12 protein-coding genes are annotated in these 16,197 nt (G+C 55.4%); 2 read left to right on the forward strand and 10 right to left on the reverse strand.

Annotation, left to right across the window (positions count from 1 at the left end):
* Window position 1: 1 nt before the first annotated feature.
* The 9 genes from ABE504_RS06180 to ABE504_RS06220 all read right to left on the reverse strand — a co-directional run bounded on the left by ABE504_RS06180 (window position 2) and on the right by ABE504_RS06220 (window position 12,905).
* Window positions 2-1,435, reverse strand: coding sequence for a S41 family peptidase (locus tag ABE504_RS06180; protein ID WP_430085942.1), 1,434 nt, complete (start codon window positions 1,433-1,435; stop codon window positions 2-4).
* 400 nt (window positions 1,436-1,835) lie between these two features.
* Complete coding sequence (gene mutS / locus ABE504_RS06185) at window positions 1,836-4,697, reverse strand: DNA mismatch repair protein MutS (RefSeq protein ID WP_430085945.1); 2,862 nt, start codon at window positions 4,695-4,697, stop codon at window positions 1,836-1,838.
* Between the two features lie 168 nt (window positions 4,698-4,865).
* A complete protein-coding gene (locus tag ABE504_RS06190; protein ID WP_430085948.1) occupies window positions 4,866-6,335 on the reverse strand; it encodes a putative amidoligase domain-containing protein in 1,470 nt (489 codons plus the stop codon).
* A gap of 157 nt (window positions 6,336-6,492) precedes the next feature.
* Window positions 6,493-7,053 (reverse strand): outer spore coat protein CotE, encoded by a 561-nt coding sequence (locus ABE504_RS06195; RefSeq protein WP_430075568.1) that lies wholly within the window; start codon window positions 7,051-7,053, stop codon window positions 6,493-6,495.
* A gap of 114 nt (window positions 7,054-7,167) precedes the next feature.
* Window positions 7,168-8,127 (reverse strand): aromatic acid exporter family protein, encoded by a 960-nt coding sequence (locus ABE504_RS06200; protein ID WP_430085951.1) that lies wholly within the window; start codon window positions 8,125-8,127, stop codon window positions 7,168-7,170.
* 72 nt (window positions 8,128-8,199) lie between these two features.
* On the reverse strand, window positions 8,200-9,012 hold the full coding sequence (locus ABE504_RS06205) for an ABC transporter permease (protein ID WP_430085954.1): 813 nt from the start codon (window positions 9,010-9,012) through the stop codon (window positions 8,200-8,202).
* On the reverse strand, window positions 8,999-9,778 hold the full coding sequence (locus ABE504_RS06210) for an ABC transporter ATP-binding protein (RefSeq protein WP_430085957.1): 780 nt from the start codon (window positions 9,776-9,778) through the stop codon (window positions 8,999-9,001). The genes ABE504_RS06205 and ABE504_RS06210 overlap by 14 nt, the downstream gene beginning before the upstream one ends.
* Before the next feature lie 41 nt (window positions 9,779-9,819).
* The gene (locus ABE504_RS06215; protein WP_430085960.1) at window positions 9,820-10,830 is read right to left on the reverse strand and encodes an ABC transporter substrate-binding protein; all 1,011 of its coding nucleotides are present in this window, start codon (window positions 10,828-10,830) and stop codon (window positions 9,820-9,822) included.
* A gap of 557 nt (window positions 10,831-11,387) precedes the next feature.
* Window positions 11,388-12,905, reverse strand: coding sequence for a carboxypeptidase M32 (locus ABE504_RS06220; protein WP_430085963.1), 1,518 nt, complete (start codon window positions 12,903-12,905; stop codon window positions 11,388-11,390).
* Window positions 12,906-13,046: 141 nt separating this feature from the next.
* On the opposite strand from ABE504_RS06220, the gene ABE504_RS06225 reads away from it, so the two are divergent.
* Window positions 13,047-13,388, forward strand: a complete 342-nt coding sequence (locus ABE504_RS06225) for an iron-sulfur cluster biosynthesis family protein (RefSeq protein ID WP_430085966.1) — start codon at window positions 13,047-13,049, stop codon at window positions 13,386-13,388.
* Window positions 13,389-13,424: 36 nt separating this feature from the next.
* Window positions 13,425-13,997: a beta-class carbonic anhydrase gene (locus ABE504_RS06230; protein ID WP_430085968.1), complete on the forward strand. Its 573-nt coding sequence runs from the start codon at window positions 13,425-13,427 to the stop codon at window positions 13,995-13,997.
* A gap of 68 nt (window positions 13,998-14,065) precedes the next feature.
* Here the strand turns inward: ABE504_RS06230 and ABE504_RS06235 are convergent, their stop codons facing one another.
* Entirely contained in the window at window positions 14,066-16,180 is a 2,115-nt protein-coding gene (locus ABE504_RS06235) for a hypothetical protein (RefSeq protein WP_430085971.1), read from the reverse strand.
* Between the last annotated feature and the right edge of the window lie 17 nt (window positions 16,181-16,197).

A 16,197-nucleotide genomic window follows, 5' to 3' on the forward strand; every position in this document is an offset into this window, starting at 1 on the left:
GTTAGTTCCCCTTTACAGCTTGAAGTGTTACATTGTCTCCTTGTTCGGTCACTTGCAGTCCAGGAAAGTAGTTTTTGAACAGATCCACGTTCACATAGCTGTTGCCGTCTTCGATCACCAGTTGGTCGTCCGCCACTGGAATCGAGAAGGTGCTCTTGCCGTCCGTCAAATCGACCGTCCGCTTCGCATCGTTCCACGTAATGCCTGCGCCCACAAGCGCCGCCAGTCCCCGCGTATTCGCAAAAAGGTGATCCTTCTCACGGAAGTTGCCGAACGTCCCGCCGCTCAGCTCAGCGCCGTTGAACGTCACGCGATGCTTTGTAAGTCCGACTGTGATGTCGTTAATGCCGGATTTTTGCAGTGCCATAATGAGCTGTGCGGCACTGCCTTCCACTTTCACATCCGGCGTAATGCCGACTTTGTTCACCTTGCGCATGTTCGGCGTCAAATATTCCTCGATGGTCACTTTGAGCGCATTATTATTATCCAATTCAAAAAGCTGCTGCACACTGCCCTTGCCGAATGTTTGCACGCCGATCACTTTTGCCTTGTTGTAGTCCTGCAAAGCGCCGGACAGTACCTCGGAAGCCGATGCGCTGTTTTCATTCGCTAAAATATAAACCGGAATCGACAACTCGCTGCCGCCGGTAATTGGAACCGGATCGTCGTTGCCAAAACGGTCGCGCGTATGAATCAGGACGCCGTCTTTGACAAAATGCTTCGCAATGTTCTGAGCCGTATCCACCAGGCCGCCCGGATTGTTCCGCACATCGATAATAAGCGACTTCAACCCTTTGGCTTGCAGCGCTTTGAGCTGTGTATCAAAATCCTCGTCGGCATCGCTCGAAAAATCCGAAATCGCCATATACCCTACGCCGCCTGCCAGACTGGCGCTCGTTACTTCCGGCGCATTGATACCTTTGCGGGTAATCTCAAAGGTTAATTCTTTGTCCCCGCGCAGCACCGTCAGCTTCACTTTTGTGCCGGCTTCGCCGATCACTTTGTTCCTGACATCGTCGATCGATGTTATCGAGGCAGGCACACCGTCAATGGCGCGCACGTAATCGTCCCGCTGAAGTCCTGCTGCTTCCGCAGCAGAGCCTGGGAAAACTTCGTCAATATAGACGCCCTTGTCATCGAGACCGATGCGTGCGCCCATGCCGACATAGTTGTTTTCCAGGCTATTTGTAAATTGCCCATATTGATCCCCTGAGAAAAATACCGTGTACGGATCGTTGAGCCCTTCAATCATCTGGTCGATGCTCTTACCAGCCAAATCCTCCATCGTCACGCCGCTCACATGCAGCTTGCCGATAATTTCACGCACCTGCTGCGTCGCCAAGTCCTCTGCTGCCATCGCATTCACCGGCATTGCCGCCAGTAAAGCGCCGAATGCCAGGGAGACTTTTAATGCTTTGATCGCTTTCTTTTTCATGCACGTTCCTCCTGTTTCCATGTGATATATGTCGAGCTGCAGCGTTTGTCGAGACTTGCGGAACGACACGCCGCTATTTCCGTAAATTTCACGGATTTTAACGAGAAGCGGAGCCAGATGACCTTATTTGGCCTTCAAGCCGTCCATTTCATCCAGAATGACGCAAATAAGGTTCTCTCTCTCCCTTTGACACCCCAAATTAGCCGAATCCGGGCAAATAGCGTCATTTAGCTCCTCTTCCTGCAAAAATGAAAAGCGACAGCCTTTACATTCGCAGGCATTTCAACCAATCAAGCGAGAGGATGAGAAAAACCCCTGCTTTTTTGCAGGTTTTGATGCCTGCTCCTCCTCAGACCCGACGGTTCCACAGTTGAATGCTCAGCGTCGGAAAACACGCTTCCTAGTGCAGCTTTTGCTTCAATTCATACACGAGATTGAGCGCCTGAAGCGGCGTCATGTTGATGAGATCAACGCCTTTGAGCTGATCGACCACCTGCTGCGATTTCGGATCGAGCTTTTTCTTCTGCACCGGCGGCGCGCCTTCATCGTCAAAAAGCGAAAGCTGCTGAATGCCGCCTGCGCTTTGCGATGCGGATTCCGAGGCTGCCGCTGCGGTCGCCGCAGACTCGGACGCAACGGAAGCCTCCGAGAGCGCACCAGACTCCAGACCCGCGACAAGCGCGGGCGATTCCGGCATGGAGCTCGCCGCGCTCACCACCGCAGGCTCAGGCGCAAGTCCCGCCGAAGACGCCGCAGCCAGTCCGGCCGCGAATCCGGCGTCGTACGCCGCGCTCGGCCGCTCCTGCACCGTCCCGGCTGAACGCGCCGCGCCGGGCTCGATGCCCGCTGCGCTCTGCGCGGCCGCGGCGGCCCGCTCCTCAAAGCCTTGCAGCAGCGCATAGGAGCGCTGGATGATGTCCTGCGGCAGCCCTGCGATTTCGGCGCAGTAGATGCCGTAGCTCGTGCTCGCCGCTCCAGGAATCAGCTTGCGCATAAACGTCACCTGCCGGCCGCTTTCTTTGACGGCCATGCAGTGATTGCGCAAGTTCGCGAGGCTCTCCTCGAGATGCGCCAGCTCATGGAAGTGCGTCGATACGAGCGTCTTGCAGCCGATGCGGTCGTGCAGAAACTCGATGACGGCTTGCGCAATCGCCATGCCCTCTCCGGTCGAGGTGCCGCGACCCAGTTCATCGATGATAACGAGGCTTTGCCGCGTCGCCTTCTCGGTCATGACCTGGATATCCATCATCTCGACCATGAACGTGCTCTGCCCGCCGATGAGATCGTCGGCGGCGCCGATCCGCGTGAAGATCCGGTCGGTGACCGGGATGCGCGCGGATGCCGCAGGCACAAAGCAGCCGATCTGCGCCATCAGGCAGATCACGGCCACTTGCCGCATGTAGGTACTCTTACCGGCCATGTTTGGCCCGGTAATGAGCAGAATGCGGCCCTGCTCTTGCACAAGGCTCGTATCGTTCGCGATGAACGAGCCGTCCTGGATGACCGCCTCTACCACCGGGTGGCGGCCATCCTTAATCTCGAGATCGAAGCCTTCGCCGATCTCGGGCCGCTTGAAATGCTGCGCCGCCGAAACCGCGGCCAGCGATTGGTACACATCGGCGGTGGCGATGACCTCCGCCAGCTTTTGCAATCTGGAAATATGCTGGGAAATCCGGTCGCGCAGCTCCGTAAACAGCTCATATTCCAGATCGACCATTTTATCCTGCGCTTCCAGAATGAGCGATTCCTTCTCTTTGAGCTCCGGCGTCACATACCGCTCGGCGTTCGCCAGCGTCTGCTTGCGCTCGTAGCGGCCTTCCTGCAAGGCGGACATGTTCGCTTTCGTCACTTCAATGAAGTAGCCGAACACTTTGTTGTAGCCGATCTTCAGGGACTTGATGCCCGTCGCCTCACGCTCCTTGCGTTCCAGCTCGGCAATCCACTGCTTGCCGTTCGTGCTCGCTTCGCGCAGCTGATCGAGGTAAGGCTGATAGCCCTCCCGGATCATACCGCCGTCGCGGATCGAAACCGGAGGCTCGTCCACAATGGCGCCGGCGATCCACGACATCACGTCGGCGCAGTCGTCCATATCCGCCACGAGTTTGCGCAAGGTTTCCGATCCGGACGCCGCGCACACTTGCTGAAGCGTTGGCACCTGCATCAGTGAATGCTTCAGCGCCACCATATCGCGGGCGTTCGCGTTGCCGTACGAAATGCGCGCAACGAGACGCTCCAAGTCGTAAACTTCCTTGAGCGCGCTTTTGACGTCTTCCCGGACGATCAGCTGGTTGTACAGCAGATTGACCGCTTCCAGCCGCTCTTCGATCCGGGCCACGCTCATGAGCGGCTTCTCGATCCAGCGGCGCAGCAGCCGCGCGCCCATGGCCGTCACCGTTTTGTCGAGCAGCCAGAGCAGAGATCCTTTTTTCGCCCGCTCCCGCACCGTCTCTACCAACTCCAGGTTCCGGCGGGTGAACGGATCCATCGTCATATATTGGGTCGGCTCGTAGATGCGAATATGCTTCACATGCGTCAATGCGCGTTTTTGCGTTTCCTTTAAATAAGCTAGCAGCAGGGCCACACCGTGCCGGCTCAAAGACGAAAGCTCCTGACGGGCGCTATCCTCCGCAAAATGCTCCTCCAGCAACCCTTCATCCGCGCGCGTCCATTCGGTCAGCACCAAATTGCGTCCCCATGCTGCGCCGGACTCGCGGATCGCCGAGATGATCCTGCTGTCCGTCACAATTTCTGATGGGTTGTAGACGTTCATCTCGTCCAGCACAAGCTCCCAGGAGCCCGGCAATTGCGTGGTATACAGTTCACCTGTCGAAATGTCGCAAGCCGTGAAAGCGTACCCCTGCTCGCCCCCTGCGAGCGAAACGATATAGTTATTGCTGGCCTCACCCAGCAGCTTGCTGTCCATGACGGTTCCCGGCGTCACGATCCGCACGATTTCCCGCTTCACGACGCCTTTCGCCTGCGACGGATCTTCCGTTTGCTCGCAAATCGCGACTTTGTACCCTTTTTCCACCAGACGGGCCATGTACGTTTCGGCCGAATGATGCGGGACGCCGCACATCGGAATTTTCTCCTCAACGCCGCCTTCGCGGCCAGTTAGCGTAATCTCGAGCTCACGTGACGCGTTAATCGCATCCTCAAAAAACATCTCATAGAAATCGCCTAACCGAAAAAACAAAAATGCATCCGGCACCTGCGCCTTAACGGCGAGGTACTGCTGAATCATCGGCGTGTATGCAGCCACCTTGTTTCCCCCAACCTCTACCTGAACTCTATTGCCACTTATGCTATGAAACTACTAGTTTGTTTTCAAAGACACGCAGAAAAGCAGCCCCGCTGCCGGCAGGCCGTCAGTACAGGCCAAGCCGCGCAGCAACTGCAAGTCAGGCAGCTTCTCTCTATCGTTCATCTATTATAGCACGATTCTTTCTTCCTTGGCTTCTTTCGACGAGCCGGCCGCAATTTTCCATGCTTCCCGAATGTCCGCGCTTTCGTCCCAGGGTTCCATCGACATGACGCGCTCGTAAAAGCGATCCAACAGGCCGGCATGCACTTCGTAACCAGGCAGCTTTCGAAGCTCCTGCCAGAGCGCGGCGACGACTCCGTGCAATCGCGCTTTGTCGCCGCAGTAGTAGGCCTTTTGGATATCCTTATCCAACAGCGGCTGGTACCTAAGCTGTTCATAGCCCCCCACCACAAGCGAGGCGAGCGCAAAAACGCCGCCAGTAATCAAAGGCGAAGCCAACCAACTGGGCAGGGTGCGGTATTCGAAGCCGCCGTGCGATTTTCGGCGATAATCGCCGAGGAATCCGTACCGCGGCCTTCGCCCCCGCGTCGATTCGCTCTCGAGCAAAATAAGCGGCAGCGCCACATAATTGTCAAGCGCTCGCAGCAAATGCGCATTCAGCCAGCACCGGCTGAAATGCAGGTGCCCGCCGAGCGGATAGCCCTTCACGGGCATGCCGCCAGAGAGCCAGGCGAGGCGCGAGTCCGTAATTTTGCGCGCGGCCAGCCCCATCGTCGCATGCACATGCCTGACGAGCTGCAGCGGATCGGACGTCGGCTGCGGGCGCAGCTCCGCCAACGGCAGAATAAGCCGATGCCCGCTCAGCACGATTGCATCGCTGCCAACGGCGCCGTCCCGCGTCAAAAAGCGGTCGGCAAAGACGACCTTGCCTTCCGGGCTGCGCAGCAGAAATTCGGGGTCGCAACCGAGCACCACCCGCTCCACGCGCTGCAGCTCCTCCGTGCACGCACGGTCATACGCGTTGATCGCTTGTGCAAACACCGCCTGCAGCTTGTCATTCAGCCGCGGCGCCGGCTCCACATCAAGCACAAGTGTATGCCCATCAACCGTGATGCCAATGCTCACGAGTCCGTAGTCGATCCCCAGCGCGTAAATCGCTTTAATCGACTCCCGGCACGCACGGCGAACGTGATAATTGATCTGCGCGGGGGGCACTTCGATGTACGCCGACTTTTGGCCCGCCAGCCGTTGATCTTGCAGCGACCGCTCCGCCAGAAGCAGCGTTTCCTTTTTCTCATAGACAACAAGGGTCTGGAGATGAAAAACCGCGACTTTATACTTCGTCTTGAACAGCCGCTGCGGCGCTTGCTCCTGCTCCCGTCGCGCATAGGACGCCATCGTTTTGAGGCCGTGAAGCTCCAGCAGCTCTTCCCGCTTGCGGCGGTTTTGCGCCCGAATGGCAGCCTTCAGCGGCTGCAGTGCAGGCTGCCGGGGGCATTCGTCATGCGCGGCGCCCCAGTGGATAAGTCGGTGACCCTGCCACCCCTCCGGCAATTTGCTGCCGCTGGGGATGTGAAGCAGGTCGGCCAGCGCTACTGCATCTTTTTCTCCTCCGTGTAAAAAGAACGATTCCATGTCTCCACTACTCCTTCGCTTGCCAGGATGAGCGCTGAAGCCGGTATTTACGCCTATTTTCCCGTATACAACAAAAAAGAGGGCAAATGCCCTCTGCCGAACCCGATAGGCCAGCATACACTAGCGTATAAAGTTCCTTAGGAGATTTGCCGCTCCCTCAATCCAATTCGTCTTCGAGCAGCTCAGCGTCCAGATCCTCGAAATCTCCGCTGTCGTCGAAGTCCACGTGTTTGTCGTCGAAATCGTTGCAGCCGTTCGCACAAACGACTACGCACACTTTCGTTTCGGCCACAAGCTCCACTTGAAACTCCCGTTCCACTCGAATAATCACGCTGTCGCCGCTCGAGGAGATGCTGGCTTCCACACAGTTGGGCTCTTGCGTTGCGACAGCGGATACTTCCGCCGTCGTCGGCTTATGTTTTTTGTCCAAATAGCTTAGTCCGACGACTTCTACATAAGAAACGGTTTCTTTGGCTACGTCTGTTTTCGTGTTGCGATCGTAAGAATACCAGATGTTGATATCGTAAGTACCAACTACCTCTACGCCCTCGCCAGAATGGACCGCCTCGAATTGATTATTAATAATCCAAGCGCCCAAGATACTGGTTGGAGAATAAGGCGGAGTCACGGTATGACTTACATGCGAAAATTTGCGCCCTTTACCGCAGACAGCTTTTGTAATGATCTCTCTGCACTGCAAATCTTTATCTAATGACATCCTTTCAACCTCCTCCATACAATCATTCCTTACAATTGTATGCAGGACACCAGTCTAGAGTGACAATTATTTTATATTATTTTTGAGCCTTAAACCTAGGGATTTCTGTCAGAGTCAACCCGCCGCCGGGCGGTGCTTTTTTTGCTTTTTCGCAATGGCCAAAAACTGCATAAGCTCCCGATTAAGCTGTAATATCGCGGCCCGCACCTCAAATTCCTCGCGGCTTCCAGGCAGCGGCATCGCTTTGTAACGGTTGTCCAGCTCTTGCAATTCTTTCTTGGCCTTGCCTGTATAGTAGTCTTCCTTGACAGTTTGGCTAATATCTTCGAAGATCGCGGCGACCAGTTCGCCCTGCGGCAAAGTCTGGTACACCTGAGCCACAAGATCCATCATACGCGTAATCGACTCCAGTTGCTCCCCTCGCATGTAAAAATACACCCGCCAGTACGGATCGCCCCCGAAAAGCAGCGTATTATCCATCGTCCGCTTCGCCAAGTCCGCGCCGCGCTCAATCGCTTCGCCCGCTTCCAGCAGCTCCTTGCCGTCCCAGACAATCGTATTGTCGCGCAGATGATTCGCAATATGCATGAAAATCGCGGAAAACAGCCGCTCTACTTCCTTGCGATGCGCGGTCAGTTGATGTTCGGTTTTGGGCATGTACGCAATGTTGATCAGCGTGGCCGTCCCGAGCCCGATCGCGAGCAAATACAGTTCATTCAGCACAGCATGAAGCCCTGCGTCCTCATAGGCGTACAGATGCAGCATCACAACCGCGCCGGTCACGGCGCCTTCACTGATCCGAAGACGATGCAGCAGCGGGAAAACAAGCAGCACGAACACGCCGACCACCCAAATTTGAAACCCGAACAGTAGCAGCAGACCAGAACCGATCAGTAAAGCCAGAATCGAAGCCGCGATGCGGTGCAGCGCGCTGCGAATGCCTTTCTTTTTCGTCACTTCAACGCCCAAAATAGCAAGCAGCGCCGCAGCGCCCGGCGAATGCACGCCAAACAGATAAGCCAGATACATCGCAATGACGACGGCGACAGCCGTTTTCCACACACGAAAGCCCATAGTCTCCCCCTCCTTGCAGGTTCTCTCTATGGGCTTCATTATTCCATTAAGTTCCTTACGTGACAAGGGGCTTTATCTGTGCCGGGTCAGCCGCCTCTCCAGCTTTGCCACCAGTTGGTACATGACGGTTGCGACAACCGCGATCACAAACAAGGTAGAAATGACCAATGTAAAATTAAATACCTGAAAGCCGTAGATGATCAAATAGCCCAGGCCTTCCTTCGCCACAAGAAACTCCCCGACGATCACGCCGATCCAGGCGAGGCCAACGTTGACCTTCAGGGTAGAGACAATCGCCGGAAACGACGCCGGAAGGATGGCCTGCAGAAATACTTGCCGCTTCGTACCGCCGAACAGTTTGACGACTTTGACGTAGTTCGGGTCGACTTCCTTGAAGCTTCCATATACGACCAGCGTTGTGATGATGACGGTAATCGACAGCGTCGTCGCAATAATGGACATGAGGCCAGGCCCAAGTCCTACGATAAATAGCGGGCCGAGCGCGACCTTCGGCATGCTGTTCAGCACGACGATGTACGGATCGAGCACACGCGATAGAAAGGGCGACCACCAGATGAGCACCGCCAGCAGGGTGCCGAACAAGGTGCCTAGCACGAAACCGATCAACGTCTCCTCGATCGTCACGCCGACATGGGGCAGCAAGGTGCCGTCGAGCAACTTATCCCAGAGCAGACGGAGGATTTTCGTCGGGTAGCTGAACAGCAGTACGTCAATCCATTTCAATCGGGCAGCTGCCTCCCAGAGCAGCAGGAACACAAGGAGGATCGCGGCCTGCACGACGCGCACCCAGACGGTTTGCTTCTTCAGCGCCTTCAGATGCGCCCCATGCGCTTCCTCCATAAGTTTGTCTTTATCGGTCGGCATCGCTCTCACCTCCAAATTCCTGCCACACCTCGCGGAAAAGTCCGTGGAAGCTCGGCAGCTCCCTAGCCAGCAGCGGCGAAGCGCTGCGAATGTCGGCCGGTACGTCGAACACCCGCCGCAGCCTGCCCGGGTTCGGGTCTAGCACGAGAATGCGATCGCTCATCGCAATCGCCTCCGACATGTCGTGCGTGACGAGCAGCGCCGTTTTCTTCTTCGCTCGCAGCGTACGGAGCACGAGGTCCTCCAGCTGCAGCTTGGTTTGATAATCGAGCGCGGAGAACGGCTCGTCGAGCAGCAGCAGCTCCGGATCCGTCGCCAGCGTCCGCACGAGCGCTACCCGTTGCCTCATCCCGCCAGAAAGCTGCGTGGGGTAATAGTCCTTGAAGCGAAGCAGCCCCATTTCATCCAGCAGCTCCAAGATGTTTTGTTTTGTTTCACGGGTCAGCCTGCCTTCAAGTTCAAGCCCGAACCAGCTGTTGGCCTCAATCGTACGCCACGGAAATAGATAGTCCTGCTGGAGCATGTAGCCGACCTTGGAGGAAGGCCCGCGAACGGGCTCTCCGCCAACGTCGATTCCGCCCGCTGTAGGCACGATCAGCCCCGCGATCATGGACAAGAGGGTCGTCTTGCCGCAGCCGCTGGGACCGATCAGCGAGACGAATTCCCCTTGCCCGATCGCAAAATCAATGTCCTGCACGGCGAGCGTCGCCCGTTCATCCGTCACATAGACGTGTGTGACTCCTGTTACTTTTACAGCGGATGTCATGGTCCCTGCCTCCTTGTCGACGACCCTGCTTCGTCAGATTGTTACTTCACGTTCGCTTTCGCCTTCTCAGCGTAAGAGTTGTCAACGAGCTTGCTCCAAGCGACTTTCTCTTTCAGCTCTCCGGCCGAGGTCATGACATCCAGCAAATTGTTCCATTCCGCCTCGTCTACAATGCCGTCGGTTGCAAACGAGCCTTGGTCTTTGTAGCGTTTGACGACGTTCTTGATAATGGCAACATCAATATCTTGAAAATAAGGCTTTACTGCTTCTGTGATCTCATCTACGCTTTTCGCGGCCACCCAGAGCTGCGCCTTTTGAATGGCGTTTGTAAATTTTTGAATCGTGCCGGGGTTCGCCTTCATGAAGCTTTGCTTCGCCATAAAGACGGTGTATGGCAACTGACCGCTCTCGACACCGAAGGAGGCGACAACATAGCCTTTGCCCTCTTGCTCAACGATCGATGCTTGCGGCTCGAACAATTGGACGTACTCGCCAGTGCCCGAGGCGTACGCGGTTACGATGTTGGCGAAGTCGATGTTTTGAATGAGCTGCAGATCCTTCTGCGGATCGATGCTATGCTTCTTCAGCGTGAATTCCCCCGCCATTTGCGGCATGCCGCCTTTACGTTGGCCAAGGAAAACGGACCCTTTGAGTGAATTCCAATCAAATTTGTCGGGTTTCTTCCGTGCCACGAGGAACGTGCCATCCGTTTGCGTAAGCTGCGCAAAGTTAATCACTGGATCATCCGAACCTTGCTGTGACACGTAGATCGAGGTCTCCGACCCGACCAGTGCAACGTCAATCGTATTCGACAGGAGCGCCGTCATCGTTTTGTCCCCGCCTGGCGTTGTCGTCAGTTCCACATCCAGCCCTTCCTCTTTAAAAAAGCCCTGTGACAAAGCCACGTACTCCGGCGCATAAAATAAAGAGCGGGTCACCTCGCCGATACGCACCTTCGTTGTTTCTTCCTTTTTACCCCCGCACGCTGTCGCCATTAGACTAAGCAGCAGGACGACGGCCAGCGTAAGCGACCATTTTTTCGTGATTCTCATCGAACGTCCCTCCGTTCATCGTTGTACAGTATTCTATGCAGGAGCCCAGAAAGGGGTTAATGGTTCCACGGAAAGTTGCATGAGCTTCGTGGTTTCTCGCTGCCGCCGACAGACATTTAGCTACTTGAAGGGACTTGGGAATACTGGAGCGCTTGGCGATATTTCCACCGTAGCCTCTCTCGCGAGAACCTGCATTTCCTACATCATACTTTGGAAAATAGCCGAATTTTGCGAAGGTACCTGTATTTCCTACAGTTAAATCAGCGCATACAGCCCCATTCCTGCAGAAAATGGCCGCGGTGACGGAATTTAACTGCATGTTTTACATGATTACATACGATTTGCCCCTGTTTCGGGCAAATGACCTGTAGTTTTTGCAGGAAGTCGTCAGGCAAGCGCTGGTATGCGCCAAATCGGCGGACGTCTGCCAAGATGAACGGCCGATCCGAGCGAGCGCACAGCAAAAAACCTTCCCGAGCCAAAGCTCGAGAAGGTTTTCCACATTCCAATTGGGTACAGGGTACTGCCGCTGTGCCCTTCATTTCAGATCTTATCCGCTAAATCCCGTACACCGCTTGATATTTCTCTTCCAAATAAGCAACCAAATAATCCGGATTGAGTTCCTCGCCGGTCACCCGCTGCACGATTTCATTCGGCGTCTGCGATTTGCCATACTGATAAATCTTCTCCGTCAGCCAATCTTTGATCGGCGCCAGATTGCCCTGGGCAATGTATGCTTCAAAATCAGGCAGCTCTTTACGGAGCGTATGCGTGAACTGCGCCGCGTACATGTTCCCCAGCGCGTACGATGGGAAATAGCCGAATGCGCCGCCGGACCAGTGCACGTCCTGGAGCACGCCCTCTCCATTGTTCGCCGGTGTCACGCCCAAATACTCTTCGTATTTGGCATTCCACGCCTGGGGCAAATCCGCGACGGCCAGGGTGCCGGCGAACAGCCCTTTTTCCAATTCGTAGCGAATCATAATATGTAAGTTGTACGTCAATTCGTCTGCTTCAATCCGAATCAAGGAAGGTTCAATGTGATTGATCGCCTTGTAGAACGTGTCGACATCCACATCATCAATTTGCCCGCTGAACGTGCTTTGCAGCTCGCCGTAATAGCGTTCCCAGAACGCTTTGCTGCGGCCGATCACATTTTCCCAGAACCGGGACTGCGACTCATGAATGCCCATCGACGTGCCTGTGCACAGGTTCGTGCCGACAAGGTCTTTGGAAATGTTCTGCTCATACAGCGCATGACCGCCCTCGTGAATCGTGCCGAACAGCGCCGACGTAATGTCGTTTGGCAGGTAGCGCGTCGTGATCCGCACGTCGCCTGGGTTCAGCGCCGTCGCGAACGGATGCACCGTTTCGTCCAAACGACCCGCTTCAAAGTCATACTGCATCTGCTTCAGGATCGCAAGCGAGAACTGCTTCTGCTTCGAGATGTCGAACTGCTGATCGAGGAACTCGCGCTTCGGCTGCGGCGCCGCCTGGATGCGCTGAAGCAGCGGAACCGCCTTCTGGCGCAGCGCGCCGAACACTTCGTCGAGCTTCTCGACGGTCATGCCGGGCTCGTACATATCGAGCAAGGTGTTGTACTTATGCCCCTCGTAACCCCACAGCTCGATGAATTCCTGCGTGGTCGCGACGATTTTCTCCAGGTACGGCTGGAACGAGGCCCAATCCGAATGATGCTTGGCGTCTTCCCACGCCGACTCCGCCTGCGAGGTCAGCACCACATAGGCCTGATATTTCTCGGCCGGGATTTTTTTGCTGCGATCGTATTCCTTCTTGCATTCGAGCACCATTTTACGGGAAATGTCATCGAGCTTCGCCAGCTCTTCCTCCTGCATGAAAAAGTCCAGATAACCGCCCATTTCCTCGGACGTCGACATCCGGAACACTTCCGTGGACAGCTCGCCCACAACCTCGGAGCGGGTTTCGATCCCCTTCTTCGGCGCGCCTGTGCGCATATCCCAATAAATTAAGGCAATCGCCTCTTCATACTGCTTCATTTTCCGAATATAGGCTTTAAATGCCTGCAATTTCGCTGCTGCGTCTTGTCCTGACATAGCTCGATCCCTCCCAAAAGTTTCTAGTTTTATCATACTTCGCGAATGAAACAGAAGCAAATCCCTTCCGGGTATGCTAAGATAATAAGAATGCTTCTACAAGGCTAAACATATTCGAATCGCGAAAAGGAGATGACTACGTTGAACATCACGTTTACCGAATCCGCAGTCGCCAGGCTAACCCCTTCGCTGCAAGAGCCGGGCACGTTTCTGAAGCTTGTCTTCGATACCGAAGGCTGCGGCTGCTCCGTCAACGGCGTTCCGACGCTGTGGCTTCTGTCCGAAACGGCGGCAGGCGATTTAAGCGCTGCGACCAACCTCGTGCCGGTATTTTATAAGGCGAAGGACGAAATCTTTTTCGAGGAACACATGAAACTCGACTTTAACGAAGCAACAAAATCTTATATTCTGAAGAGTAATAACCAAATTTACAATGCAAGTATGAGCCTGGTCGATCATCGAGCTGCTGCACACAGATCATAACTAACAGCACACAATCACAATGTGGAGGGAATGCGGATGTCTTTAATTAACAATATCATGGATTACAACAAGGATTTTGTGGAAACGAAGCAGTATCAGGAGTTTCTGACGACCAAATTTCCGGACAAGCGGATGGTCGTGGTCACCTGTATGGACACGCGCCTGACCGAACTGCTCCCCAAGGCGATGAACCTGCACAACGGCGATGCGAAAATTATTAAAAACGCCGGCGCGATCGTCTCCCACCCTTTCGGTTCCCTTATGCGGAGCATTATCGTAGCGGTCTATGCGCTTGAAGCAGATGAAGTGTTCGTTGTCGGTCATTACGATTGCGGGATGACGGGTCTCAACTCCGAGAACGTGCTGAAACAAGCGAAAATCCGCGGCATCTCCGACGACGTTATCGAAACGCTGGGTCATGCGGGCATCAACCTCGACACATGGCTGACAGGCTTCAATCATGTGCGCGACGGCATCGAGAACAGTGTCAAGGTCATTCGCAATCATCCTCTTCTTCCTAAAAACCTGCCGGTTCACGGCCTGATTATCGATCCGGAAACCGGACGCCTCGATCTCATCGACGAAGGCTATGCGGCCATCCAAAAATAGCTAAAAACAAACAGCCCGAAAGGTCAGTTGACCCTTCGGGCTGTTTTGTTTTGTTTCACATCGTTTGTCTACGGCTCCAACGTCCGCAGCAGACGCTTCGCATCGCCGTTCGGCGTGGTCACCACTTCGTAAATTTGAATGCGTACATCCGAATTCAACTGATCGTTGCGGATGTTGCCGAAGTCGATGAACTGAATGCCGGACAAGATTTTACCCTGGCCGGTAAACGTCATCACCTTCGAACTGAGAACCCGATCCTCGGTGTCGACAACCTCGAATGACAGCGACGAGAAGTTGGCGTCTGTAATGACCTGAGCCTGACGCGTCACATCGAGGTCCACTCGCATCCGGTACGCATAGGAGGAATCCTTGCTGTACGTCGCGCTGACGGAGAAATCCTTGAGATCGACGTTAAACGGATAGATGGACATCGGCCCCGTTTCGGCGATCGGCTGTACCGCCGTTTTGTACGCTCCCATCGACATGCGGTTCGGATCGTACAGTTGAAGCGCCAGCTTGTCCGCTTTCTCTTCGCCCGGCACCATGTACGAGTAGCTCAGCACGTAGCTCGTATTCGGCGCGATCGTTTTCGCAGTCGTCGTCTGGCGAATCCCTGTATACGTATAACCGTCCGCATTCGTCAGCTCCGATTGGAAATCCGGCAGCGTCACGGACGAGGTGCCTTTGTTCGTCAGCTTGTACTTCGCTACGATCGTTTTATAGCCAAAATCGGCGCTTTCGCTCATGCCCATCTCAACCAGCGATAGATCGACGTTGGAATCCATCGCCGTATTCGATGAGATCGGCATCACCGTGCCGATCGTATAATCCTGCGCGGACGCGTACGACGTCACTTCCCCGCCGCTGCCGGCGCCGGCGAGCGACGTGACCGCGACCGGCAGCGCGGTTTGCGCGGCATTCGCCTGCGCCGCGCCCTGCTGGCCGGCAGCAGCCGCAGCGGCCGCCTGCTTCTCCAGCACGACGAGCTGGAGCGCATCCGCACCCAGGCTTGCCGGCAAAATACCGGAGAAACGGTACGTCGTCGACTCGTTCGGGGACAAATACGTGGAGCGCGAAGCGTTGTCGCTCGAAGATACGATCACGCTGCTGCGCACCGCCTGGAACTGCCCAGACAGCGTCGGCAGCGTCAAGATGCCGTCGCTCGTGTTCGTGAGCGTCACGTTCGCCTGCACGTGCAGCCCGTCCGGCTGTTTGCTGGCTGCGGCCCACGTTGTGTTAATGACCAAACCCGATGCATCCTCATTTGCGTCGGCAGGCGGATACGCCGTCTTGTCGCCGATGCCGGCAACATCGAACGTCTTGGACACGTTCAGCGAGCCCAGCACTGTCGACTTGACCTTGCCTTTCGGCGAGAACAACAGATCCAGCTTGCCCGTATCCAGCGAAACGGGTACGGCCGCGGCCAGCATCGCCTTCACCGGCTGCTGCGGCAGCAGCGACGGCGCGGCGCCGGAAGTAAAGGTCGCCGTATAGGTTAACCCTTTGCCGTCCATCAGACTGGTTTCCAGACCGTCCGGGAGCTTCACATTGGATGTTCCTAAGTTTTCCAGAACGACTTCGGTGTACACCATCCAGGCATTGTCTTTAAACACTTTATAGCTTCGGCCCAGCTGTGCGGTCACGTAGCTGTCTTCCGCCAGCGTGGAATCAATGTCTTTTAAATTAATTACCGCTTGCTGTTGAGCCGATTGCCCTGCCTCCGCCATCGCCGCTTCAACCGACAAAGCGCCGATGTCCGAGCTGGAACGATCGTTCCAACGGAAAATATCGACTTTTAAATCGGAAGAGGACACGCTCGCCGGGAGCTCGGACGTGAATTTGAAGGCGCCGACATCGCCGGCCTTCACGCGCGCGTTCGCCTTTTCGCTTAACCGTGCGGTATAAGAATAGCCGTTTGCGTCAATGACTTTGACGCCGTAATTATTGAAATCGACCGTATAGGGACTGTTGTTGGTCAGATCGAGTGTGAAGCGCAGCGAGCTGTCCTCCGCACCCGTCGAAAGCAGGACCCGGTCCAGCGTGAAGTAAACGGAATCGCTGAGAAAAACGCCTTCTTTGCCGGCAAATGCGCTCGTGGCAAGAGGCAGGGTCAGGAAGCTTGCAGCCGTCATCAGCAAAGCGGAGCGGCTGAGCAAGCGTTTCATCGTACGTGGTTGATTCACGAAAAGTCCTCCTTGGA

This window comes from Paenibacillus oryzisoli (assembly GCF_050467285.1).
Classification (GTDB): Bacteria; Bacillota; Bacilli; order Paenibacillales; family NBRC-103111; genus Paenibacillus_E; species Paenibacillus_E oryzisoli_A.